Consider the following 24,160-nt stretch of genomic DNA (forward strand, 5'->3'; position numbering starts at 1 on the left):
GGTGTTACTGGTTTAATTCGATTCCGAAATAGCCGTCGCTGACGGTCGTTTTCTGTTCTTCCACGTCGCGGTGGAGTGTGAATGTCTTTGATATGAAGGCTTCGAGCTTCTTATAGTCGCTATCAGGACGCACTTCCGAAGTTGTGCAAAGCAGTATGGTTTGCTCGGCAAGATTTGGGAAGTATTCCTCGAAAAGCATTTCGCGGCTCTCGTTGTCAAGCACACCCATTACCGTGTCAATCATCACCGGAGGATTATAGTCGCCAAGATTACGCAACACTTTCAGAAGCACCTGAATGAAAATCTGCTTGGAAGCGGCGTTAAGCTGATTGAGTGAAATTTGATTCCCCTTGGTATGGAAAATCTTGATATTGAAGTTTTCCATGCTGTCGCTCAACTCAACGCGACCGATGTGTCCTTTATATGAAACAAGCAATCGGTTGAGCTGCTGCTGCATCTCGCTCTCAATCTGCGCCTTTTTCTTTTTAAGGAGGCTGTCGGCCACCTTCTCGAAAAACGGTTTTAGCTTAACCAGTGTGTCGTACTTCAAATCCGGTTCCTGCTGAATCTGAACGTCGAAGCGATGTATTCGGTTTTCAAGCTTTTGTATCTCTTGCTTAAGTTGCCCCTCACTGACCTTGGCTTTTTCGAGTTTACGCTGGCTCTCCTCATACGACGATATGATGAACTCATTACCGCCGGCACGTGTCTGTTCGAGATTCTTTTTCTCAGTGCGCATTTCATCTATCGTAGCAAGCAACACCTCCAGATCCTGTCGCTGACGATACAGTGATACGAATTGATTGTTCGCTCCACGGCTTACGAGCGATTTCAACGCGGCTATCTCAGATGAATCGAGAAAGTCAAACGGATCCTGGCTGTTTGTAGTATTCTGTACAGCCACCATGTGTTTTACGACATTCTCTTCATCGACATCTGGCGAACAAAGTGACAGTTCTTTCAGATACTCTATGATTTTCCCGGTGACGTCGCGAAGAGTTTCAAGTGGGTATGACCCGGTGCTCGATTGCTGCAACTCATTCTTGATACGGAGAATGTTGTTGATCTCGACAGAAAGATTCGATGCCAGTTTGGGCAGGAATACGTTCACTTCCACATTCTCCATGAAGCCCTTTATGTCATCGGCATAAGATGCGGCCCTGTTGATGATGTCGTCAATCTTTGACGAAATATCAGCGATGCGCTTGTTGAGAGTCGCGCTCTGCTGTGCGCCCTCCTTCGCCTTCCGATATTCGGTTTCCATCGAGGTCAGATACTTGTAGAGAGAGTCCTGCTCGGCTATACAGGCGTTAATCTCCGCTGTAAGTTTCTCCTTTTCACTCACAAGCTGGTTATACTCGGCGGCCTCCTGCTCGGCTTGCAGACGGAGCTGCGCCCATTCCTGCTGCAGTTTCTCTGCCGCTCGTTTGAGCTGGAGATATTTCTTAAAGCCGAGGACATTCTCGAAGTTATCGCGGATTGTCTGCGCGAACACATTCTTTTTCAGAAGTTCGCTCGACTGCATGGCATCAAAAAGGAAATACTGGCTCAACTCTTGGGGAAGATTGGCCTTGATAATCTTGTTTACCTCCTGCTCGTTCTTTATTCGTTCCTTGGGCGCTGTCATGGTGCCGTACACGAACATATTGCCGTTCATGTTCAGGCTGACACTTTCCAGAGGTTTGCCGGCAGGGTTAAGCACATATGTGCGTTTGAGTATATACTTCTGCTCCTGCCCGAGCACTTTGCCGCTGAAAGTGATTTGCAGTGAAATCTCAGGCTTGACCTGTCCGAAGGCACCTTGGTTGACAAGCTCCATGAAATGGTCTTTGTTCTCTATCTTCAGGCCATAGAGCGCACCGCTGATGGCCTCGAACAAGGTGGTCTTGCCGCCGCCGTTCGAGCCTCCGATAAGAATTATAGGACGTTCCTCGTCAACCGTCAGATCGAGGTCGAGGTCAAGATAGGTCTTGTAGTTGCTGACTTTGATTCTCTGTATTAGCATGACGGGTGCGTTTACTGTTTTATCTTCTGAATGGCTGCTCGGACTATCTCCTCTGTCGAGGTATCGTCTATCTCAATCACATCGACTTTCCGGGCATGATAGGCTTTGAGTATTTCCTCGCTCAGCCACTCAAAATCAATATTCTCGGCATCGCAGATAGCCTCAATCATCGAAAGGTCATCCTTACGTATTCCGTAATGTACGAATTTCTGGTCTATTCCTTTTGCCATAGCCTATGAGTTTTCCTGTTTGAAATCGAGATATGCCCAGCCGGTGTGATCGACTGTGTTTTCAATCGTGTAGCGTGACCATACCCAGTTCATGCCGTCCTTTACAATCACGCCGCCTACAAGACTGGATCCTTTTGCATTTTCTTCTACGATGTAAGCGTTGAGCGCATTATGCTTCAAGTGGGCGGTCAACGGTTCACTCCCGGGACTCTTTGTGTCGAACAACATGATCTTGCCGTTTTTCAGACGAATAACGAAATCGACATAGAACGGTGTCTTGTTTCCGGCCTCGTCGGTATATTCAATGGCGTAATGCTGACGTCCTTTGTCGCCATTCTTGTACCACCAGTCGATATATTCCGTATTCTCTTCAAGGAAATCGGCGAACTCTTTTTCAGGCGTAGAGGCGGTGTTCAACTCGAAGAATGGCTGGAGTGCATGGTTGTCGGCAAGTTTGAGGTGATGTGTCTCGTCCTCATACATACGCTCTTCCGGCACACTCCATTGAAATTCCTTCATGGCGCGGGCCGATGCTCTCTGCCGCTTCGCTTCCCTTATCTTGATATAACGTTCAAGCGCGATACGGAGCAGACGGTCAAACTTTGGACGATTGTCATGATAGAGGAACACCTTTTTGGCATCTGTGTCGAATATTCCGAAGAAGTCGGCTATCGTTTCAAGCAGATAACCGGCAAGTTTGTCGGCAGGATTATTCTTGTTCTCAAACGAACTCACATACTTTGAGATTTCGCTAATAAACACACGGTCAATCTCTGCGGCGGTACGGGCGAATTTCACGCTCTGGCCATCGACACTTATGGTCTGAACCTCATTTTGGAAATGTATGTCCTTGGGAATCGGGATATTCACATTCGGCACATCAAGGCGCAGAACATTCGCTACTCGGCGCCTGTTCTCGTTGATCTGCTCGTCTTCCGTTTCCGGCAGAGGCTTAGGCGCTTCATCCTCACCGCGCATGGCGGCGAGTTCGGCGAGACTGAACAGACCGCCTGTCGCCTGTTCTATGTTCCAGAACTTCTCGCTCTCCTCATACAGAATCTTTCTGAAGTCGGGACCGAAGTAGTTTCGGGTATCGTTGGGTCGTTCAGAATATACCGATTTCAGTTCCACATTGTTGAGTTCGGGGCGGCGAACGGCCACGACTGCATATTTCTTGATATAGTCGGCATCGGTCGTGACGATGTTGATTTTCTCCTTTGCAATGTCGGTATAGACATAGCCTACGTTCAGCCGGTCATCGGTATAATGATGCTGCTCCGGCATACGCAGGATGCGACCCACGGTCTGAATGGTGAACTGGTCGCTCGACAATTTGCGGAAAATCAGAAGCACTGCCGCACGGGGGCAGTCCCAACCGAGGGCTATCGCTTCCTTGAACAGAAGCACCTGTGCCATGTTGTCAGGCTGTTCAAGTCCGGCGAGATTACTCTTTTCTCCGGCAAGCCACACGGCGAGACGCCCGTTTTCGACTGTTATGTCGCGCATCGTGTCGAGATACTGCCGCACGAAGTCGGCAATGGCATTGTCCTCGGCTGTCATGGTCTCCTTCTGGTCATTGGGAAGCTGGATGAGTAGCAACGGGTTGATGTTGACACCGAGTTTCTTATAAGCTTCTGCCAGTTGGTCGCGCTTGTCGAGAGCGAGTTTCATCAGGTGGTTGTTGAGCGTTGTCTCATCGGTGATACCGTTGTCGAGTTCGGGGTTGAGCACAACCTCACGCTTGATCATTTCAGCGGCTATAACCTTATCGCGGCCAATACGCACCTTTTCATCAGACCGCATGGTCTTTGGTGTTGCGGAAATGCGTATCTCGACTGTAGGATTGATGCGGTCGAGCACCGCTCCCGATTTGTCGGCGGTCTTCGACCAGAACATATGTTCCTCGTCGATTATGGCGATTATGGGCAGTCCGTTCTGCTCGCGTGTGCGGCGGCATATCTCATAGAGCGATGCGTTTGCCTCGCTCTCTCGTACCATTATGTTCTTATCCTTGTTGACGCTTTCCCAGTTGACGAAAAGTATTTCTCCGGGCTGGATTCCCTCGCTCTGTTCGAGGTCGTCGAACATTACCGGGCGCAACTCGCGTCCGTGGGAGAACGCCCCTTTGAGTTTCATATAACTCTGGAGGTGGAGCTTGCGGGGCGCAAACCAAATGAAGGCAACATCCTCATAGCGGTTGGTGCCGTCGGATTTCAGCGTATCGACTATGCTTGCCAGTGTATGGCAAGCCATGACCGTCTTGCCGGAACCTGTCGGTGCCTCAAATACGACCTTGCGGCGCGAGCCTCCCTCATTGAGCAGACCAGCCACCTTTTGGGTCAGGTCCCTTACAGCGTCCTGCTGATATGCGAAATCTTTCATGCCTCACCTCCTTCTTCATCAAAGTCAAACAGATCCTCAGTTTCTTTTTTCTCCTCTTTCGGCACTTCTTCAAGATTGAGCAGAGTTGTTTTGGGTTTAGGAAGCACACGTTTGTAGGCGTTGTAGATTGCGGCAGGCAAAGCCGTAAGTCGCACTTTATCGCAAACGCTCTCAAACTCGGAGTTCCACGCATCGTTGCCGGGTGAGAAGACATATACGATTATCGGCGATGCAACTTCCATCGCTTCAAGTGCATCCACTATGTCGTAGATTGCCTCTTCGTTATAGACAATCAGCATCTGCTTCTTTCCGTCGGAGAAATCCCGTGCAAACGAGGAGGAAACTTGAGCTTGCTTAATGTTTCTCCGAGTGCCGCCGGGATTGCACGAAGTGAAATAACGGAAGCCGTTTTTCAAGGTCTCCATTCCACCAAACTCGTCATGCTCGGTATAGAGACTCTCCTTGATGCAGAGCATATCCGAAGCAAGCAGCATCAACCGGCGCATATTCTGCGGAGTGCGGCGGCGACCGACGAAATCAGTGCGGTAGTAACGAAGATTATTTGCGTGCAGACCCTCAACCTCTTCGCCATTAGGTTTGGTGTAACCTTGTATTACTCGCTTATTGCGCTCGTATGTCACGTTCTCGCAGATACCGTTCTCATTGTTGGTGCAGAGAATACACTGTCGCTTGCCTCCATCATCAGCGTTCAACTGCATGACTGCGTGGAGAGTAGTACCTGAACCTGCGAAAAAATCAAGAATGATAGAATCCTTATCCGATGCAAAATCAATAACACGAGATAGCACAGTATGGGGTTTGGGATTGTCAAATCTTTTTTCGCCTCCAAATATTTCTGCTAATGTTTTAGTTGTCCCTCTATTGTCTTCATAAATAAGAGTTCTCAAGTATTCCATCGAGGTTTCTATTCTCTTCTTAACATGAGGTTGAGTAGAGTGATCCTTTCCCCATTCTATCTCACCAGCATTATCATAAGCTAAGAATGTAGTTTGAGGCCATCTCCACCCATTAGCGGGTTTAGGGCATGGTAGTCCAGTAATCGGATGTATAATATCGTATGTATATCCGCCGGGATGTGGGTTGGACGAATTACCAGAACTACTGTATACTCCTTTTTTATCAATATTATTGTAATGAGTAACTTGTGGGAGTAGCTCCTTATTCGCTCTAATCCACTTCCGCAGTTCCTTCTGTGCCGTATCAATCGCTACTCCAGATGATAAAATCTCTTTACCGGCCGCTATAAGTCGCTTTGCGGCTTGACTTTGTCGTTGCCAATTATTTTGTGTTTCGCGACGCTTACAGTAGCACAACATATATTCATGCTCTGTGTTTATTTGAGAGGGATTGTTGTCTGTGGCAGTTTTTAGTATTAATTGTCCTAAAAAATTTGATTCACCAAACAATTCATCGCACAGAAGTTTCAAAGAAGCCTGCTCATTATCATCAATAGACAAGAAAATAACGCCTTTATCGGAAAGAAGTTTCTTCGCAATTTTTAATCGTCTTGAAATAAAAGACAACCACTTTGAATGTCTAAAAGAATCTTCAGAATCAATAAACGTATCGTTATAGACGAAATCCTTTTTTCCAGTATTGTAAGGCGGATCAATATAGATGACATCGATTTTACCCTCATGCGTATATGCAAGAGTGGTGAGTGCTTCAAGGTTATCACCTTCAATGAGGATATGATTAGGAGAATCAGCATTATCCGAGATAATGGCTCTACTCCTGACCTCTTTGAGAACCGGAAGCTCCATGCGTAAACGCTCCTCAACCTCTTCGGGCTTATCTTCCCAAACAAGACCGTATGTCTTGGTCTCGTTGAGAAGTCCGAGAAGCGCAGCGCGTTCATCGTCAGTCAAGCCCTCCAAGGTCTTGATTCTGTCTATCAATTTATTTCGGTCAGTCGCTTTCATTCTAATAGGAAATCAATATAAGTGAACAATGAGGACTTCGCCACTTACTATAATCTCAACATCGTTACAGTCTACAGCCTTCGCAATAGAACGTCTAATACGAATTAATTCAGATTGTTCTTGTTTGTTAAGACATATCATATTAGCAAGTTCGAGATAACGTTTGATGTCATCAGAAGAAAACATCAGAGGAAAATCTACTGTAACCTCAAACTTAGTTCCTGAAGGATATTTAGAAAAACGCATATTGTCAAAATAAAAGAGAATACCCATGTAGCATCTGAAGGCCGACCAAAGCCCGTAACGACTACGTGGGTATTCTCAAAGTTTTCTCGGCTCTCACCGTAAGTCTTTGTCAGTAGTTATTGGCCATTTTTCAGATATATTCGTTCTTGAAATGCAAAGTTAACAAAAATTTCGGAGATAAGCGGTGCCATAAGCCTTAAAAATCGTGCGTAAAGGCTTATTTCTGAAATCACTACTAAACATCTCCTCCATCTTTGAGAGCTTGCAAAAGCCAGCATGGAAGAACCAGTAACATGATTATAATTGCCATATCGAAATAAATTTGATAGTTTGATGATGTATGATTTATTGTTTGACCGCAAAATTAGCAGTCAAGGGTGCAGGATTCTTGTACTCTAATGTTAATTAATGCTAATTGATTGCACTTAATTCATGCAAATGTCAATTTCTATCATTTCTCCATAAGACTGTGCGAGGTCATGGATGGCTTCATCGTTGAGCATCCAGATTTCATTGCCGCCGTAGGAGTCTTTGAGGTCGTACATGAGGTTGAGTAGAGCGACATCGCGGTTGGGTGTGGTGAGATTGCTTTCCTCGATATACATGACCTGAACAAGCCATTTGCCCGGGGTGATGCGCAGATAGCAGTCGGCAACATCAGGGTCGGTGTCGATGCGTTCCTGCACAGCCTCGCGAATCGCCAGCTCCAGAGCGTCAATCATTTCCGGCGACAGCCGTGTCTCTTTAATCATAATCTTATATCATCAAAAAAACTAAACAATGGCAAATACGGACTATATTTGCCATTATTTAGTATGTGTGTTGTTTGTTCTATAGAATCTGGTCAATGAGATACCAATAGAAGAAAGCCTCCGGGCGTGTCTTCTTCAACTTGTTGAGTCGGACAGGCAATACATGGTCTATGTTCATGTCGGAGGTCAGTTTTGAGATGTCAAATTTCTCTATCTGCGTTTGCTCTTTTTCTATGCAAGTGGCGACATAGGCTGCCTTTGCCGAATCGACAATCGCATCCTCGATGAAGTATTTGTTCTCATAGATGAAGTTGCCGAGTCGCTTGATGCCGTCCTGCAACAACGGGAAGTCGCCTTTCCCCTCCAATCCTCGCGTAGCAAGGAGAAGAGCAGTCTGCCGTATGTCCTCATATATTACCGACGGGTCTGCGCCAAGACCACGGTAGCCAAGTTCCACCAGAGCAATGCGGCTGAACGATTTGGCTGTAAGCTCAAGATCTTCGACTGCATCGAACAGACGACCTATGTCATAGACCTGCTTCATGATTTCGGTGCCACGGGAGTTGCCATTCTTATAATAAGGTATGCCGGTGGTGTTGGGAGCGAATGCCGTCAGCTTGTCGCCGAGAATATCGCCTATGGATGGAACCATTACAATCGACGGCTCGGAATCAAGCTCGATAAACTGGTTGATGACCTCTATCTCATTCACCTGCTGATAATGTGTGTCCTCATACAAAACGTCAAGCAGGATATATGACTCCTGGTTTGAACGGTCGGTATAGGCTATCTGATAGAAGAACTTGGAGTGGCTCTTTGGAATATCTTTTCCGGCCTGACGGCGTTCCACCAGTTCTTTCCTTGTAAAACCGAACTCGCTTATGCGGTCAAGATATTCTTCGACATTTGTACCGGGAGGACAGATAATGTCAATGTCGATTGAAAGTCGGCGTGTCTTGTCGCCGAGTATCAGACCGACGCATGTGCCACCCTTGAAGATATAAGGGCAGCCTGAGCGGGCCAAAAGGTCGAGGAGAGCAAAGGCCCTGATGACTTTCTCGATAATGCCGAGGTCGTTGTAACGGTATTTTTTCGACATTGACTGAAACCAGTCCTTGCCGAAACAGTGTGGTTTAATCATTGTGGGTTCCCAAGTTTTCTATGGCCTTTTCTATGGCCGGTTTGGCATTGCGCCGCGAGGCATATCGCAGCATTGCGGTTCGGTTGACGGAATACATCGAAAGGGCGTTGTCGAACATCCGGCTCCATTCGCTGCCGTGAAGATAGTCCAAGTCATCGTCGCAATAAATATCGACAAGGATTTTCTCCAGATGCGGGGTCCTCACTCCCTTGAAATCCATAAGAGGAGATTCGGAAATCAAGGGTTTCACAATCACACCCTCCTTTGACAAGTCGATGTTGTCATATACAAAATCCTTCGACGGATTAAGATACGCGGTATATCCCTCCTGTTTCAAAGAATGAAAGACTGATTCCATGGCATCGCGGTCCACTTCCACATATATTATATTGTTGGAGGAAATATGATGCTGGAAATCAGCAAAGACCTGACCATCGAGTACGCTGACCGAGACAAATGGAAACTTACGGGCGATAATTTTGCCGACTTTCACAGCCTTGGTCCTCAGGCGTGGCGTGTATTCCGATGTCTGCACCTTGTGTGCCGTATATATGCCACGGCCAAGCTTGAAGATAATATTGTCGTTGATCATTTCCCTGAGATACCAGGAGAGCGTGACCTTCGAAATCTCAAACAGTCCGTTGAGATACGACAACAGTTCGGCGAACCGGAAGCTATCCCGATTCTCGGCAAACGTGAGTATGGCAGTGCGTGTCTCTGTCATTGGAGTCTTTGTATATCAAGTGCAAAGTTAACTAAATAACGGCAAATCTCCAAATGATTTGCCGTTATTTAGTTACAAGTACAGCATTTTCTGATTGCATCGCTTTGCGCTTCCGGGTCGGAGAGGTTTTTCGGTGCGAAGATACTGCGGACGGGAGCAACGGCAAGAGCCGCTACGCTTTCCGGCGATGACTGCGCCCGTGAGCCTCCACATTTTTTCGTGCCTCAAAAATGGGTATCTCGGTCGCAGTCATTGCCTCCACTCTTGCCTTATGTTCCCTCGTGTCCGCAGTGCGTACTTGCACGAAAAACGGTTCTCCCGACCGAGAAGCTCAAAGGAGCTTCACAAAAAGGGAAAAAGAATTGAACTCATTAATAATAAGGAACTATGAGAGTAAAGAAAATGACAATCGAGGAGGGACGCCGTGTCGGCATCAACCGCTTCCCGAACTTCCACAAGACAGGAAGTGTCCGAGGCATGAAGAAGCTCTATTATGGAGCTGACTGCCTTTTGGTGCGCTCAGGCGATTACATATATAATGTGTCTGCCGAGCCAGCCATCTATAATCAAGCAACCATATAACCACTACCGATATGAATACAGACATCGACTTCATGAAGATAGCCGAGGGCGACAAGGAGTTTGTCCGCGACTTCGAGAACTTTGTCAACGGCAAAGTGAGCAGCACCGAGAAGACCGGCATGGCGATGACAACCATGCACCGCTATCTCCAGCAGCAGGCGTTTAAGGTAATGTTGGGCTACATGAAAGGACTCGCCCACAACTACCGCAAAGGCCGTTACGATGACCGCAACGAGTGGGCCTCGCGTCTCGCAGCCGAGGCATACGCCCATCTAATCGAGGCTGACCTCATTTTTGACCCCGACTATGACAATGCTTAATTCATAATGCGTAATGCTTAATTACTTGTCATACAGAAGTATTCAAAACAAACTTATACTTATATGAATAACACCGATTTTCCCGAATACGGACGGCAATGCGAACTCAACACTCCATGGCGTGGATACCACCGCGCCACGGTGGTGGAGCGCAACGGCTACCGCTTTATCATTGAGTTTAGCAGCGGAGCCACCATTGAAGTTTATCCCGACGAAATAACATTTGACTGAATATGTGCAGACTACAGACACCCCAGTTGGAGGAAGGCTTGAAGGACTACCCCCTCTATTCCCAGGACGGCAAGGGAAAGGAAGCAATTTGCCGCGCAATCTTCGCACTCGGCTCCGCCCGATGGTTTATACTTGAAGGCGAACGAGAGGGAGGCGACACCATCATGTTCGCCATAGTGACCGGTCTAATCGAGGATGAGTATGGCTATGTGTCACTCAACGAGTTATCCGAAGTCGAACTCGACCTTAGCGCACAAGGTTACGGCAAACTTCAAGTGAGGCAGCAGACCAACTTCAAGCCGACCGCCTTGAAGAACCTACGCGATGACCGCTTGCAGAAGTTTCTCGCAAGATTCGAGGATTGAATTACCCCGTCAGCCGTGGCACTCTCCGCTACGGCTGACACAACACACCGTAACAATATGTATATAGATGATTTGACCGACGCTGTAGTTGAATGTGCCAAGTCGAAAGGCTGGAAGGTGGAAGCAGGAATAATCTACAAGAAGCAGACAGCGGAGTTTGAGTTTGGCAAGTTCACTCCGGCAGGACGCGACTTCTCATTCTCGGCTGAAATGAAGTGCGCCAACATCAACTCCCTCATAGAGAATATAGAGGAGTATTACGAGGATTTTGATGTTGACTACGAGACGTACATATGGCTCGACCAGTTCGGACACGGAAGAAACGGTGCGCCATACCGCATGAGAGCTGTGCTTGAAGACATGGAAGCCACCGAGAAGATGATTGAAGAACTTTTGGATGCCGTCCGGGATATTAAGGTGCCGGAGGAATACTGAGGCGCAGCCATATCTACCGAAAACCCCGCCGGATCCTCTCGGACTCGGTGGGGCTGCGGTGCGGAATAAATGAAAAATGTACCTAAAAATTAAATCGGTTGAAGATGTTTCATAGTGATATAATCAAAATTGCAGTAGGCTGTGGCTGGCAGGTTTCGATAACTGCTTGCGGCAATAATTCGTTTTACTTCGACTTCCAGCGGATAACCAGGAACGGTCTGCCGTTCAGTTTCACGGCGGCAATGACCGGCGGTCGGATTTCATCGCTCGTGGATGAGATCATCTCCTTTGTTGGAAAAACTCAGTGAATTTGCCCCCCGGTTGACCAGATAAATTGCCCCCCGGAAAATCATTTAAATTGACCCCCGTCCGGTCAAGCAAATTACCCCCCGGAAAAAGACTTTACGGGAGTTGGCAAAAGGAGTTTTTGAGCTATATTGTATGTTAAATAATATTAAACATACGACTGATGGCAAATCGAAAACTGAGCATGAACAAATTAAGACAGGTGCTCCGATGCCACGCCAACGGCAACGGAGCCAAGAGTATCAGCAACCTGACGGGCATAGCGCGCAACACGGTGCGTAAATACCTCCGGCGGTTTATGGAGCTGAACCGTGGCATCGAGGATCTTCTGAAACTGGAGGATCCGGATCTGAATGAGATTTTCGGAGTGAGAGCGGTCGGTTCGGAACCCGTGTCAAGCCGCCATCAGGAGCTTATGGGACTTATGCCTGATTATGTCAGACGTCTGAAAAAGAGAGGTATGACGCGGCAGAAGCTGTATGACGACTATATCGGGAGTCACCCGGGAGGCTATTCCCGGTCGACGTTCAGCCGTCTGATGCGTCTGTATGTGGCGCAGATGCACCCTATAGCGCATCTGGAACACAAGGCCGGCGACAAGATGTATGTCGATTACGCAGGCGACCGTCTGGAGCTGGTCGACCGTGACAGCGGCGGGATCATCGCCGTGGAGGTGTTCGTGGCCATACTGCCTTGCTCACAGCTTACATATGTTGAGGCCGTGATGAGCCAGCGCAAGGAGGACTTCATACGGTGCTGTGAGAATGCGCTTCATTTTTATGGCGGGGCACCGGCGGCCATCGTGCCAGACAATCTCAAGGCTGCCGTAAAGAAGGCAAGCCGTTACGAGGCGGAGCTCAATGAGGATTACGCGGCCTTCGCCGAGCATCACGGTTGCGCAGTCATACCGGCACGCGTGCGCAAGCCGCGCGACAAGGCCCTGGTGGAGGGCGCCGTCAAGCTCATCTACCGCAGCATCTACCCGTTGGTGCGACAGCGCACTCATCATGATCTTGTGTCGCTGAACGCCGCTATCCGTACGGCGCTGGAGCTTCACAACAACGCCCGCATGAGCGGACGCCCTTACAGCCGCCGCGAGCAGTTCGAGGATCTGGAGCGCATGTACCTGCGCCCGTTAAATCCCATAAGGTTCGAGCTGAAGGAACGGCATACCGCCACGGTACAGCGCAACGGGCACGTACGCCTTGACCGCCACTACTACAGCGTGCCCCACCGTCTTATCGGCCGCAAGGTCAACATACTGTATGACTCACGTACGGTTGAGATATACTGCGGCGGAGACCGCGTGGCCGTACATCCCAGAGGATGGCGCCCGTACGGGTATACCACGGAGCCGAATCACCTTGCCTCGGCCCACCGGGACCTGAGCGGATGGAGCGTCGAGGGCTTCCTGAGGCAGGGGGCACGCATACATGCCGACGTAGAGGACTTCCTGCGGCATGTCATAGAGTCAAAGACCCATCCCGAACAGGCCTACAAATCCTGCAAGGGCATACTGTCGTTCGCATCCAGGGTCGGCAACGACCGCCTGGTCAGGGCCTGCCGCAGGGCCGCATCCTCCGGACTCTACAACTACAGCGCCGTCGACTCGATACTGCGCAGCCGTCATGACTGCCTCGATGACGACACCCTTCCCGGTCAAGAGTGCGAGGAGAGCGCCCAGATGCCCCGGCATGCAAACATACGCGGGAAGGAATACTTCAGGTAACATATCAATCCAACAATACATACAACAATGGAAATGAACCAACAGACACTCGCCCGGATGTCGCAGATGCGGCTGCTGGGCATGCACGCGGCCTTCCGCACATCAATGGAATCGTTCAAAAGCGAAGGCATGACAACAGACCAGTTCGTGGCGTGGCTCGTGGAAAATGAATGGGACGACCGCACCAACCGGCTTATACAGCGCCTGCAGAAACAGGCCTCGTTCCGTTACCGCGCCTCAATCGAGGAGATAGACTACTCCCTTGAGCGCGGCCTTGACCGGAACCTGCTGATGCGGCTCTCCGAGATGACCTTCGTCACCGAGCCACGCGACATCTTCATCACCGGCAGTGCCGGCACCGGCAAAAGCTACATAGCAACCGCTCTGGGCTACCGGGCATGCCAGAAAGGGATGCGCGTGCTATACGCCAGCACAGCACGCCTGATGGGCCAGCTGAAGGCCGCAAAGGCAAAAGGCACGATTCTTACCGAACTGAAAAGGATCGAGCGTACCGACCTTCTCATCCTTGATGACTTCGGCATACATCCCTTCGATGCCGCCGCGCGATCCTCACTGATGGACATAATCGAGGACCGGCACGGACGACGGGCCACCATCATCACCTCCCAGGTTCCCGTATGCGACTGGCATGACGTGATCGGAGAGAAGACGATCGCCGATGCGATCCTCGACAGGATCGTGCACCACTCGATAAGGATAGAGCTCTTCGGAGAGTCCATCCGCAAGTTGCAGAATAAAATCAAATGATTATTTTTGTAAATAAATCTTAATTATCAACACGCCATCAGAATCCCCCAGACCCTATTGTCAACCCCTGTAAAAACTGTCCAAAAATCACAGGTTATCAATGGGGGTCAATTTAAATAATCCATAGGGGGTCAATTTGTTGAGAATATCCACTATGCGATGACAAGCTCAGCCGTCACGCCTCTCTGGAGTTTACATTGCTGAAAATCGCATCTGAATAAAGCATCTACCAGATTTAGCCTTGATTTTCTTGGAAACGCCAAAAATTATAGCTAATTTTGCAGTCAGCCTGTAATATAGGCTTAAATTTTAGATAAAACACAAAATGATACGCGAATTCTGGACTGAAAACTACCTGTCAATTCGGGAACGCCAAACGATGAACTTCGAGACGGACGGCGATGATGAAAACTGGATGAGTGCCGAAATCTCAAAAGGAGTTCATCTTGGCCGTGTGGGAATAATATTCGGAGCCAACGCTTCGGGCAAATCGAATATGCTCAAAGCGATGCAGAATGCTTTTGAACTTATGTTCATTGACCGTAAGGATCGAAATGAAAGAGTACATTCTGAAATGCCTTTTGCTTTGATCAAGAATCAGCCGACAAAGATGTTCGTGTCTTTTTATGCCGACGGTATCAGATATGATTATATGATTTCATATCTCGAAAGCCATATCATCAGAGAGGAATTGAATTACTATCCCAATAAGAGCAAGTCTCTGTTTTATGAACGCGAGTTTGCCGGTGAAGACAGACAATGCGAGATTAAATTTGGAACAAGCATCGGGATAAAGGCGAAGACCCTCCGGGTTCTGAAAGAGCATACTCTCAACAATCATTCGGTCCTCTCTACGTATGGAAAAGTGTCCTTGCCGGAAGACGCATGTAAGATTGCGGCACTGTACAATTGGATTAAGTCCCATGTACATGGAGTCAGCAATGACGGTGAAAGCCTCGTCTCTCTTTTGAAGGAAGTAAGTCAGGATGAGAAAAAGAAAGAATTCTTCATACAGATGTTGAAAAAGGCTGATTTCAATATTTCAAATTTCAGCGTCATATCGGATGGTGTCGAAAATCATGTGGAATTTGTAAATACATCAGATGAAGGTAACTTCATGTTGCCTCTCTCCACACAGTCTGCCGGAACAATTAAATATCTGGTTGATCTTAACTATCTGTATAATGCCATAACCGGAGACCATATCTATATGCTTGACGAATTAGGCGAGGATTTGCATTATGATCTGCTACTGTATTATATTCAGGTCTTCCTTGCCAATTCGTGCCAATCGCAGTTGTTTTTCACAACACAGGAGATGACATTGCTTTCAGAAGATCAGTTTAATGAAAACCGTCAATCAGTGTGGTTCGTAGAGAAGTCATCTGAAACGGCGGCATCTGAATATACCCGCGCTGACAAACTCGGCCTCCGCAGGGAACACTCACTCTACAATTCCTATCGTATCGGTCGGTTTGGGTCAAAACCTGTGTTGGGTTCGCCGTTCATCTTAAATCAGGAATGAGCCATGCCAAAAGTAAGGAAACAAACCACTGTGATTATCGGCGAAGGCCCTACGGAGTTCTTCTATCTCAATTCATTGAAGGATGAGTTCCGCCAGTTACAGAGCATCAAACCGGACACTCCGAAGAATACGAGCCTGCGTGAATTGGAACGCTCGATTGAATCTGCAATAGCAATCGGATATGACAGGATTTTTTGTCTTATCGACATGGACAATAAGAAGAAAGACCCGACAAGTTGGGCAGCCTATTCTGAATTGAAACGGAAATATCATGGCAAGAAGGTCCACAATGAGAAAAAGGGGCTCAATTATGAAGTCCGTTTCTTTGAGACTGACCGCTGCACTGAACTGTTCTTCCTTTATTATTTCAGATATACGGGACAAAATTATGCCGATTCAAAAAGCATAGAGGACGAGCTTTGCCGGATATGTGGATATGAAAAAACTCAACGGTTTTTCAGGACACATCCATTGCATCAATATTTCCAGAAGAAAGGCGGTGATTGGGTAAGGGCGATTGAGAATGCCCTGAAATCTGAGAAATGCCTGATTGACGGAGAACGGGATTATACCTATTCCGAAATAGGCTCAATGTTCAAAGAGCTGGGAATTGTCTGATTTTGTCAGTATAGTATGAAGTGTGTTCGCTCGTCAACACCACGGCACGATGGGGAAAAAGCATGGCTATCACAATAACTTAATTTCGGCAATAAGCAAGGTTCTATTGCCGAAATTAAGGAGGAGCGTGTTATTCCGAATTAATTCATATACCTTGCAGTGTTCAATGACATTGAACACCACGGTGTATTATAACTGGGATTGATGTAAAATGTGTCCCTGTTAAAAAAATGAATCCTGATATATTTGTAAAATTAGATTATTCTCCGCAATTTTGCATTATTCTCCAACACTCGGAGAATAATGCAAAATATCGTAGAACATGAAGGAGATAACAATCGCCGGACAGCAGATAGAGCTTCGGAATCTATCCAAGCAAGACCAAAAAGGTCTGTGGCTTGAACTCATTGCAAATTTCAAGATGATGCAGTTTGATTTCAATGGGCAGGTTATGCTTTTGCTTGTGGCCAAAGGTGAAATGGATTATACCAATGTGCAGCGTCGTAAGATTTCGGAAAGAATTGAAAGCATCAAGCATATTCCGGCTGTATTTTACTTTGACAATTTATTGACTTATGAGCGTGACCGATTAGTGGAGCAAGGAGTGTATTTTATCGTAGCCGATAAATTTGCATTTGTGCCTACCTTGATTATCAACAGGCTGTCAACAAAAAGTGAGATTAAAGAATTGTTTTATCCGTCAACACAATATATTCTTCTTTATCATCTACAGATCGAGAGCCTTGACGGTTTGTCGCTTAAAGAGTTGGAGGATAAAGTACCTTATAAATATAAGACAATCGCCAAATCCATAAAGCAACTTGAAGCATTGGGATTGGTTAGTCTGGAAGGCAGCAGGAATAAGAAACTTGTGTTTGAACTGTCAGGGAAAGAACTTTGGGATAAGGCGTCAACCAATCTAATTGATCCAATCAAAAGCATAGAATACACATCAGATGTATTTCCCGAAGGAGATATTGGCGGAATCTCGGCTCTGTCGCATTACTCAATGCTCGCCCCGGAGGATGTCCCGACAAGAGTTTTGACTGCGGAGTGGGTGCGTGAACATAAATACTCCATACCCGAATTGCACTCTTTTGAAGATACACAGCGCATCGAGATATGGAAGTATCCGCCGTCAGGCACTTCCGGCTATGTGGATAAATTGTCATTGTTCCTGACATTGAAAGATGATAACGACCCACGGGTTGAGAAAGAAATTGCAATAATGATGAATAAAATAAAATGGTAGGAGGACTTGAAAAATTCAGGGAAGCGTTTGCCGACTTCTCTGACAACTTTGTGATTATCGGAGACACAGCCTGCGATGAAGTCCTTTCCGAACATCCCTCAAACGAGCACTGAGATTCCAAGAGAGACAAGATAATTGAGATTTGACAGCAGTATAACGGCTAATATGCTGATTCCGATTGCAGAAACTTTAACATTTAGGATAGCGTGTACATCGCGGAAAATGATTAAATTTGCACTATCGGATGAAAAATGACGAAGAACATTGAAACACTATCGTGTGCGTAACGTGTACACCACAGGAAGAGCAATGCCAACAACTTGATTATCAATGCAAAGCATAAGATTCGCCAACCCCAGGCGGATCACTTTGGTGTCGTAAAAAACACCGCAAAACGCTGAAACAATGACAGTTTCAGCGTTTTTTATTTTTCTGCTCACGGCAGAATACAGCAGATTTCGGAGCGTAGACGTGATATATGCGTGAGTCGCGCAAACGTGAGTCAAATTACTCACGGTAGTGACGCAGACGTGAGCCACCCCTCCCTCTCCTGCCGTGAGTCGGCTGAAACCGGGATACTTATCCCATGAAAAAGCGGACACCATGTGGGGCGCAGGGTTCACATTCAGCTATCCCCGACACCACTTTTGGAAAGGACGATACTTGTTTCTTAACATCATTTAAGAAATGAAAGGCTTCTTAACTAAATCCGGTGTTTAATTGACGTTTTTAGGTTCGAGCCTCTGTATTTTGCGCAGCTTTGCCGTGAGTCGCCGACTCACGCCTCTCATGATGACACCCTGATATTGCGTTTCTGATGATACGGATTCTTCCCGGCTTGACAATCCGGCGAATAATGATTATCTTTATGTAACCATTAAATCCGCAACGTATGAAAGAATCCTTTTTTGTAATGACTTTCTTTCCGAGAAAGCCCCACGTGATCACGGATGGCGAATATCCCATCTACGTCAGAATCTCCACGGCAGGCCAGAAGACCGAGTTTACAATCGGTAGGAAGGTCAATCCGGACAACTGGGACCAGAGACGCCAGAAAACCCTCGGCAAGTCCCGGCGCGACATCGAGCTGAACAAGTTCCTTGAAAACATGAGGTCCCGCTTCTGCGAGATACACAACCGTCTTCTCATAGAAGGCAAGTATATCAATCCGCAGATTCTAAAGAACCATTATTTCGGACTGGTCGAGAAGCCAAAGATGCTGTGCGACGTTTTCCGCGAGACCAACGTCAAGCGCAAGGAAGAATGCGAGCGCGGTGACATCTGCAAGACCACCCTCGGACGCTGGGAGCGGTGCGTGACCTACCTCGAAGAGTTCATGAGCCTGAAGCTGGGCGAGACCGACATCCCCATCAAGGACGTGACCGCAGGCTTCATCCAGGATTTTGAGCATTTCCTGCGCATGACAAAGGAATGCGCCAACAACACGACCGTCCGCTATCTCCGTTACCTGAAGAATGTGATACAGTATGCCATCGCAAACAAGTGGATAACGGATGACCCGTTCATCGGGAAGCGTTTCAAGCGCACAAAGGCCGAGAGGGGCTTCCTGACCGAAGACGAGTTGCGCCGCCTCATGCTCCTCGACCTCCGCGGCTTCCCCCGTATCGAATGTGTCAGAGACGTATTTGTGTTCTGCTGCTTCACCGGCCTCGCGTTCATCGACATCAAGACTCTCAGGCGCTCCGACATATCGACCGACGCGGACGGGAAGATGTGGATAAGGAAGGCCCGTGAGAAGACAAGCGAGACGAGCATCATCCCCATGCTGGAGATTCCGGTGAAGATAATGGAGAAATACCGCGACCATCCCACCGTGGTGACGAGGGGTGTTGTCCTTCCGGTAATGACCAACCAGAAGGCGAACGCATATCTGAAGGAGCTTGCCGACCTCGCGAAAATCCAGAAGCATCTTACGACCCATATCGCCCGGCACACGTTCGCCACTATGTCGCTCAACAACCACGTTCCTTTGGAGACCATCTCCAAAATGCTTGGTCACAGCGATATAACAACGACGCAGATATATGCGAAAATGCTTGACAAGACCATTTCCGAGGATATGGAGACGATGCGCAACAAATTCAACGGCATGTCATTCTGAACAATCAGACAAAGGAAATGCGGCAATCGGAAACAGCTCCGGTTGCCGCATTTTTTTCAGGTGCCCCAGTCTTCAAATTTAGGACGGTATGACAATGCGAGGAAATCCCTCACATCGTCCTCGTCATACAGGATTTTGCCGTCAAGACGATAAAACGCGATTCTGCCGCTGTCGCGGTACTGTTGCAATGTGCGGCGTGAGATATTCAGATGGTCTGACAACTGCGCGTCCGTCATGAATCTCTTTCCCATGATTGTCGGCCTGTGGCCGGAGATGAGCCGGCCGGCCATGTCGGTGCAATCCTTGCATTGCGCGAAGAAGGTTTTTATCGCATCGTCGTGTTTTGAATAGTATCTACCCATTATTGTGTCCCTCCTTCTATGTTGTATTCCAAAATTCTCGTTGAGATTTAGAAAAGATTAACGTTAAAAATCAATTGCTTATGTTTCTGTGCCGATTGTGTAGGCACAAAAGAGTCATGATCGAGGCCTCTGCCCCAATCAAATAACCGGCAATCGGTTAGAGCCCGAAATGCCTTGTAGTAAAAAAAGTCCTATCAGGCAAACTTCTATCAGTCACGCCCCATCGGGCTGACAGTTTACTTATTCAGCATAATAGGAAAGACGCCACAACCTTTCTTTTAGATGCAGCCAAGGCTCATCAAGGAGGCGAGAGTAGCCGTCTTACTGTATTTGCCTATAAGACTTTTGTGTGTCGCATTATCTAACGGCATTCATATCTGCGGTTTGATTTCAGTACGGAAAATATTATGTTGGAGAGCTTGCGGGCTATCCGGATTATGGCTTCCTGCGACTTCATTCCGCGGGTGCACAATGCGCCGAACTTTGCGGAGAGTTCCGCGTCGTGCCGTATGGCTATCCATGAGGCCTCGACTATTTTTGGACCGAGGAATTTGTTTCCCCGGAAAGTCTTCTCACCGACGTATTCCTTGTCGCCGCTTGATGACATCATCGGCACGAGTCCGAGGAACGATGCGAACTGGCGCTGGTTACTGAAGCGACCGATGTCATCAATCTCGGTAAGCAGGCTCATGGCAATTGTCGAACCAATGCCGGGAACCGACATCAGGATGCCGTATTTCTCGGCATACCTGTCGCTGCGCGCCAGCGAGCGCAATCTGCGGTTCACATCAAGGAGGCGTTCCCTGTAATGGAGTACCTCGGCAATGAGCAGGTCAAGCGAGACCCGGGTGTCGGAGAGCAACCGCACGTCATTCTGCAACCACGTTATGAAACTTCTTGTCCAGTGGCGGTTGCTTCGGAAATATTCTTCGGGGTACTCCACGCCGTTGTTGTACAGCAGATGCTTGATTCTGGATTTTATGCCGCCGGAAAGCTTCACAATAGTGGCGCGGTGGCGTACCAGCGCACGGTCGTCGAGGCTGTCCTTCGAGTGAATGTACACACTGCCGAGCTCGCCGCGCATAAGGGCTTTGGCCAGCTTTTTTGAATCCACCGGGTCTGACTTCGAGACCTTTTCCTTCTGGGTGGTCGGAACGTCAGCCGCATGTACCACGGTGCATTTTATACCAAGCTCAGTCAGGGCATAATAGGTCGAGAAGCCCGAAAACCCCGTCTCGTAGGCTGCATGGTAGCTACCGTTAGGATAATGCTTGTTCAAATGTTCAAAGAGCTCTTTGGCCGAAGCCTTTTGAGTATGAGTGCGCATAAAACCAGAGGGGGTGAGCACCGTGACACTCCATGTTCTCAGATGGACGTCAATACCAATAGAGATATTTTGTCCGCTGAAATCTTTTTTGTTACTTTGTACCATAGACGTATCGGTTTTGCTGTTAATGTATTTTGCTTTTACAAATTTACATGCAATTGCCCTTACGTCTATCTTTTCTCCTCACTCCTCTCGGGGGAAAGCCTTAGCGGCAAGGGGGCAGACAGCCCCCGTTGAGCGCCCCGTCAGCTAATCTGATGCAAACATAGTGACTTTATTATGATGGCGTAAACATCCTCTGCCTTGTAACAGCATTTTCTCCCATGACGTATGAAACCGATTCTGCCACCGTTCTGAAGATTGCGCACCTGCCTTGTCGAGATATTCAGGATTTCGGCGGTTTCCTCCAGAGTAAGCCAGTCTCTCGGTTTTTTATCCCGCAATCTGTCAAACAGCGTGTGTATCATGTCATGGAGGTATGCCATACGCTCAAACATCATGTCAAGCACCTCTTTTTCAATCTGTACTACTTCCATTTTTGTGAATTTCAGGAAGTTTCCAATTGAAAAAGCCGACGGGATCCCTCCCGTCGGCCACCACTAAATCCACAATCAGAATAATTCATGACTGCGATTCGATTGCGAATTTAGTGATTTATTTCCAATCGGCAGTGGTTTTCAATATATTTTCGCCATGACCGGAGCAAATTCCAGTCCTTTGCCCTTGCCGATCACCACGGCATCATAGAACTCGTGGCCGCGTCGGTTGACAAAGGGGATTGTCGAAGTGTAGCGGTGGGTCAGCAGATGGTGTATCTCCTTCTCGCTGAACTTATGCCCCATGAACTGCAAGGGCATGGTGAAGCCGCAGACGTGGCACTTCATGACACGGGGATAGCGCAGCACAGAGTGTCGGCCGCATATAGGACACACGTGAGTGTCGGGAGTGGTTCTGAACAGACGGCTGTCGTTGATGAGCTGCTCGGTCTTGTCATAGATGCGCTTGCCGAACTCAGCCATCAGTTTCGCGCCGCCCTTGCTCATCTTGCGATTCGCATAGAGGCGTTCTGCCTCTACCTGATCCGCGAGAAGGTTCTCCAGCGCATAGGTCTCGTCGAATGTTGCCAGAAGCAGCCTGCCATCGGCGGAGATTACCGGCTCCCCGCATACGTCGATTATGAAACCGTTGTTGCGGAGACGGTCCAGGGCATCGGTGACATCATGGCTGTCCGCGCTGAACGGCATACCGGGATTGAAGCGGTCGGAAAGTTTGCGCATCAGTGTCGCCATCACACCGAGCAGGTCGTTCATCTTCGGAGGCTCAGGCGCCTTGCTCTTATGGGTAAAGCAGGATTTACCCGTTATCCTGATTTCTACCGAGGAGGGGACCTCGTCGCAGCAGAACCAAGGCATAGTGCCAAAGAAGGGTGTGCCGTCGATTTCCATGCCGATGACGAGCTCGGTTGACACCGTCGCACCGGTCATGGCCGCGTCGAAACGCTCTGCGATGATGTCATATACCGCCTGTGTGTCAGTGTCGGGCATGAAAGGTTTCTTGCCGGTGGTTATGATGCCGTGAGTGTGAGGCACTTCCTCGTCAGCGGCGAAGGGATAACCCTTTGCCCAGCGGCAGCGTTTGAGGATGTATCCCCGCATGGATTCCGGGAGCTTGGGATTATTGGTGAAGGGCGACGATATAAGCCCGTCCAGAAAGAGACGCTCTGCAATGTCACGGGTCTTTGCGAATGGCATTGACAGACGGGACCAGACATCGGCCTGCAATGTGGCGAGTGTGTAGAGTGCCGGAGCCTCGCTGATTTCGTCGTCTGTCTCCAAGCAGGTGGATGTGAGATTCCCAGGTGTAGTGATAGCTTCGTGTGCCTTGGCACAGTCTTCCTTAGAAGCATAGGTTGTTGTCGGATAGAACTTCACCGTCTGACCGAGCACCTCTCCGCTGACCATGAGCGAATGAGTGGTGACCACTTCGTGAGCCGTACGCGCGGCGGCATCATCACGGAGATAGCTGTTGGCCACGGCAAGGATAAGCATATCCTGACGGCAGACAGGATCTACGAGCCGGGGGAACATGGCGCGGTATGCCTCGGTCACGTTGTATTTGAACGCCTCATTCATTGCCATCGCGACAAGACCGGACTGGGCGAGATTGTACATGGCACGACCGCGGACTCGGGTTTCGTAGGCTCGTTTCAGTGCTTTTTTCTCCAGACGTGTCACCCACATTCTGCTTGTGGGTGCGCCGACCTTGAAGAATCGGCAGATATTGGAGAACCTGCCTTGCGCGTCGGCACCACCGTCGGAAGCGAAAACCACTTCCCTGCCGCCGCGGATGAGATCTCCGATATAATCGGCGTATGCCTGATCTTCGGCGGAGATACCGTTGCGTCCGGGTTCGCCACGTGTGACGCGCAGGCCGTAGGAGTATCGCTCAGGCACTATGGGGAGAGCGTCCTTGCCAGGGAGTACTCCGACGCCATAGGGCGCGATAAAGTCCTTGGGGACAGTGATGACGGCTGTCTTGGCGTCGTAGAAAACGCCGGGAGCGGATACTTTGTTGTTGACGTTGAGGGCGCGAGCGATGGCGGAAGCCACGGCGGTGGTTTCTGTAATTATGACTTTCATGTCAGTATTTTTTGAGGGTGAATATTTTTTTGAGCGGTCGCCGGTTGCAACCTTGGAGAGAGATGAATCTCGGATTGAGTGGTGGATGAATGACACGGGGAGTTCGCGACCTCCCCATGTCGGGCGGGAGGGATACCGGAAATATCGCTTGCGCAC

22 protein-coding genes are annotated in these 24,160 nt (G+C 48.5%); 11 read left to right on the forward strand and 11 right to left on the reverse strand.

Going from position 1 to position 24,160, the window contains the following annotated elements; genetic code table 11:
• Positions 1-4 precede the first annotated feature (4 nt).
• The 7 genes from NF347_RS02345 to NF347_RS02375 form a co-directional block, all read right to left on the reverse strand.
• A complete protein-coding gene (locus NF347_RS02345) occupies positions 5-2,005 on the reverse strand; it encodes an AAA family ATPase (RefSeq protein WP_107036375.1) in 2,001 nt (666 codons plus the stop codon).
• A gap of 11 nt (positions 2,006-2,016) precedes the next feature.
• Positions 2,017-2,235: a DNA modification system-associated small protein gene (locus tag NF347_RS02350; protein ID WP_107036376.1), complete on the reverse strand. Its 219-nt coding sequence runs from the start codon at positions 2,233-2,235 to the stop codon at positions 2,017-2,019.
• 3 nt (positions 2,236-2,238) lie between these two features.
• On the reverse strand, positions 2,239-4,617 hold the full coding sequence (locus NF347_RS02355) for a DEAD/DEAH box helicase (RefSeq protein WP_107036377.1): 2,379 nt from the start codon (positions 4,615-4,617) through the stop codon (positions 2,239-2,241).
• Positions 4,614-6,560 carry a site-specific DNA-methyltransferase gene (locus NF347_RS02360; RefSeq protein ID WP_107036378.1) on the reverse strand — a complete coding sequence of 649 codons (1,947 nt, stop codon included), beginning with the start codon at positions 6,558-6,560 and terminating at the stop codon, positions 4,614-4,616. The genes NF347_RS02355 and NF347_RS02360 overlap by 4 nt, the downstream gene beginning before the upstream one ends.
• A gap of 671 nt (positions 6,561-7,231) precedes the next feature.
• Positions 7,232-7,558, reverse strand: a complete 327-nt coding sequence (locus NF347_RS02365; protein WP_107036380.1) for a hypothetical protein — start codon at positions 7,556-7,558, stop codon at positions 7,232-7,234.
• Between the two features lie 79 nt (positions 7,559-7,637).
• Complete coding sequence (locus NF347_RS02370; RefSeq protein ID WP_107036381.1) at positions 7,638-8,699, reverse strand: nucleotidyl transferase AbiEii/AbiGii toxin family protein; 1,062 nt, start codon at positions 8,697-8,699, stop codon at positions 7,638-7,640.
• A complete protein-coding gene (locus NF347_RS02375; protein WP_107036382.1) occupies positions 8,692-9,423 on the reverse strand; it encodes a DUF6577 family protein in 732 nt (243 codons plus the stop codon). The genes NF347_RS02370 and NF347_RS02375 overlap by 8 nt, the downstream gene beginning before the upstream one ends.
• Before the next feature lie 387 nt (positions 9,424-9,810).
• On the opposite strand from NF347_RS02375, the gene NF347_RS02380 reads away from it, so the two are divergent.
• The 11 genes from NF347_RS02380 to NF347_RS02430 all read left to right on the forward strand — a co-directional run bounded on the left by NF347_RS02380 (position 9,811) and on the right by NF347_RS02430 (position 19,676).
• Positions 9,811-10,005, forward strand: coding sequence for a hypothetical protein (locus tag NF347_RS02380; protein ID WP_107036383.1), 195 nt, complete (start codon positions 9,811-9,813; stop codon positions 10,003-10,005).
• 11 nt (positions 10,006-10,016) lie between these two features.
• Positions 10,017-10,325 (forward strand): sulfide:quinone reductase, encoded by a 309-nt coding sequence (locus NF347_RS02385; protein ID WP_237613027.1) that lies wholly within the window; start codon positions 10,017-10,019, stop codon positions 10,323-10,325.
• A gap of 63 nt (positions 10,326-10,388) precedes the next feature.
• Positions 10,389-10,556, forward strand: a complete 168-nt coding sequence (locus NF347_RS02390; RefSeq protein WP_107036384.1) for a glyoxalase — start codon at positions 10,389-10,391, stop codon at positions 10,554-10,556.
• A gap of 2 nt (positions 10,557-10,558) precedes the next feature.
• Positions 10,559-10,921, forward strand: a complete 363-nt coding sequence (locus tag NF347_RS02395) for a hypothetical protein (RefSeq protein WP_107036385.1) — start codon at positions 10,559-10,561, stop codon at positions 10,919-10,921.
• Positions 10,922-10,978: 57 nt separating this feature from the next.
• Complete coding sequence (locus tag NF347_RS02400) at positions 10,979-11,356, forward strand: hypothetical protein (protein WP_107036386.1); 378 nt, start codon at positions 10,979-10,981, stop codon at positions 11,354-11,356.
• 490 nt (positions 11,357-11,846) lie between these two features.
• Positions 11,847-13,391: an IS21 family transposase gene (gene istA, locus NF347_RS02405; protein WP_237613085.1), complete on the forward strand. Its 1,545-nt coding sequence runs from the start codon at positions 11,847-11,849 to the stop codon at positions 13,389-13,391.
• Between the two features lie 27 nt (positions 13,392-13,418).
• Complete coding sequence (gene istB, locus NF347_RS02410) at positions 13,419-14,159, forward strand: IS21-like element helper ATPase IstB (protein ID WP_289685785.1); 741 nt, start codon at positions 13,419-13,421, stop codon at positions 14,157-14,159.
• Between the two features lie 325 nt (positions 14,160-14,484).
• Entirely contained in the window at positions 14,485-15,684 is a 1,200-nt protein-coding gene (locus NF347_RS02415) for an AAA family ATPase (RefSeq protein ID WP_107037032.1), read from the forward strand.
• Between the two features lie 3 nt (positions 15,685-15,687).
• On the forward strand, positions 15,688-16,302 hold the full coding sequence (locus tag NF347_RS02420) for an RloB family protein (RefSeq protein ID WP_068960721.1): 615 nt from the start codon (positions 15,688-15,690) through the stop codon (positions 16,300-16,302).
• A 322-nt stretch (positions 16,303-16,624) separates the two neighbouring features.
• Positions 16,625-17,554, forward strand: coding sequence for a hypothetical protein (locus NF347_RS02425; protein ID WP_107037031.1), 930 nt, complete (start codon positions 16,625-16,627; stop codon positions 17,552-17,554).
• Positions 17,555-18,446: 892 nt separating this feature from the next.
• Positions 18,447-19,676, forward strand: coding sequence for a site-specific integrase (locus NF347_RS02430; RefSeq protein ID WP_107037030.1), 1,230 nt, complete (start codon positions 18,447-18,449; stop codon positions 19,674-19,676).
• A 56-nt stretch (positions 19,677-19,732) separates the two neighbouring features.
• Here the strand turns inward: NF347_RS02430 and NF347_RS02435 are convergent, their stop codons facing one another.
• The 4 genes from NF347_RS02435 to NF347_RS02450 form a co-directional block, all read right to left on the reverse strand.
• Positions 19,733-20,038, reverse strand: a complete 306-nt coding sequence (locus NF347_RS02435; protein ID WP_107037029.1) for a helix-turn-helix domain-containing protein — start codon at positions 20,036-20,038, stop codon at positions 19,733-19,735.
• 361 nt (positions 20,039-20,399) lie between these two features.
• Entirely contained in the window at positions 20,400-21,470 is a 1,071-nt protein-coding gene (locus NF347_RS02440) for an IS110 family RNA-guided transposase (protein WP_055301324.1), read from the reverse strand.
• A gap of 140 nt (positions 21,471-21,610) precedes the next feature.
• On the reverse strand, positions 21,611-21,901 hold the full coding sequence (locus NF347_RS02445) for a helix-turn-helix domain-containing protein (RefSeq protein WP_107036633.1): 291 nt from the start codon (positions 21,899-21,901) through the stop codon (positions 21,611-21,613).
• A 141-nt stretch (positions 21,902-22,042) separates the two neighbouring features.
• The gene (locus NF347_RS02450; RefSeq protein WP_107036634.1) at positions 22,043-24,004 is read right to left on the reverse strand and encodes a DNA topoisomerase; all 1,962 of its coding nucleotides are present in this window, start codon (positions 24,002-24,004) and stop codon (positions 22,043-22,045) included.
• Between the last annotated feature and the right edge of the window lie 156 nt (positions 24,005-24,160).

It is taken from the genome of Paramuribaculum intestinale, from assembly GCF_030759015.1.
Classification (GTDB): Bacteria; Bacteroidota; Bacteroidia; order Bacteroidales; family Muribaculaceae; genus Paramuribaculum; species Paramuribaculum intestinale.

Excerpts from the sequence above, each read along its gene's own strand:
- NF347_RS02345 (WP_107036375.1), bottom strand. The coding sequence starts at position 2,005 with ATGCTAATACAGAGAATCAAAGTCAGCAACTACAAGACCTATCTTGAC.
- NF347_RS02350 (WP_107036376.1), bottom strand. The coding sequence starts at position 2,235 with ATGGCAAAAGGAATAGACCAGAAATTCGTACATTACGGAATACGTAAG.
- NF347_RS02355 (WP_107036377.1), bottom strand. The coding sequence starts at position 4,617 with ATGAAAGATTTCGCATATCAGCAGGACGCTGTAAGGGACCTGACCCAA.
- NF347_RS02360 (WP_107036378.1), bottom strand. The coding sequence starts at position 6,560 with ATGAAAGCGACTGACCGAAATAAATTGATAGACAGAATCAAGACCTTG.
- NF347_RS02365 (WP_107036380.1), bottom strand. The coding sequence starts at position 7,558 with ATGATTAAAGAGACACGGCTGTCGCCGGAAATGATTGACGCTCTGGAG.
- NF347_RS02370 (WP_107036381.1), bottom strand. The coding sequence starts at position 8,699 with ATGATTAAACCACACTGTTTCGGCAAGGACTGGTTTCAGTCAATGTCG.
- NF347_RS02375 (WP_107036382.1), bottom strand. The coding sequence starts at position 9,423 with ATGACAGAGACACGCACTGCCATACTCACGTTTGCCGAGAATCGGGAT.
- NF347_RS02380 (WP_107036383.1), top strand. The coding sequence starts at position 9,811 with ATGAGAGTAAAGAAAATGACAATCGAGGAGGGACGCCGTGTCGGCATC.
- NF347_RS02385 (WP_237613027.1), top strand. The coding sequence starts at position 10,017 with ATGAATACAGACATCGACTTCATGAAGATAGCCGAGGGCGACAAGGAG.
- NF347_RS02390 (WP_107036384.1), top strand. The coding sequence starts at position 10,389 with ATGAATAACACCGATTTTCCCGAATACGGACGGCAATGCGAACTCAAC.
- NF347_RS02395 (WP_107036385.1), top strand. The coding sequence starts at position 10,559 with ATGTGCAGACTACAGACACCCCAGTTGGAGGAAGGCTTGAAGGACTAC.
- NF347_RS02400 (WP_107036386.1), top strand. The coding sequence starts at position 10,979 with ATGTATATAGATGATTTGACCGACGCTGTAGTTGAATGTGCCAAGTCG.
- istA (WP_237613085.1), top strand. The coding sequence starts at position 11,847 with ATGAACAAATTAAGACAGGTGCTCCGATGCCACGCCAACGGCAACGGA.
- istB (WP_289685785.1), top strand. The coding sequence starts at position 13,419 with ATGGAAATGAACCAACAGACACTCGCCCGGATGTCGCAGATGCGGCTG.
- NF347_RS02415 (WP_107037032.1), top strand. The coding sequence starts at position 14,485 with ATGATACGCGAATTCTGGACTGAAAACTACCTGTCAATTCGGGAACGC.
- NF347_RS02420 (WP_068960721.1), top strand. The coding sequence starts at position 15,688 with ATGCCAAAAGTAAGGAAACAAACCACTGTGATTATCGGCGAAGGCCCT.
- NF347_RS02425 (WP_107037031.1), top strand. The coding sequence starts at position 16,625 with ATGAAGGAGATAACAATCGCCGGACAGCAGATAGAGCTTCGGAATCTA.
- NF347_RS02430 (WP_107037030.1), top strand. The coding sequence starts at position 18,447 with ATGAAAGAATCCTTTTTTGTAATGACTTTCTTTCCGAGAAAGCCCCAC.
- NF347_RS02435 (WP_107037029.1), bottom strand. The coding sequence starts at position 20,038 with ATGGGTAGATACTATTCAAAACACGACGATGCGATAAAAACCTTCTTC.
- NF347_RS02440 (WP_055301324.1), bottom strand. The coding sequence starts at position 21,470 with ATGGTACAAAGTAACAAAAAAGATTTCAGCGGACAAAATATCTCTATT.
- NF347_RS02445 (WP_107036633.1), bottom strand. The coding sequence starts at position 21,901 with ATGGAAGTAGTACAGATTGAAAAAGAGGTGCTTGACATGATGTTTGAG.
- NF347_RS02450 (WP_107036634.1), bottom strand. The coding sequence starts at position 24,004 with ATGAAAGTCATAATTACAGAAACCACCGCCGTGGCTTCCGCCATCGCT.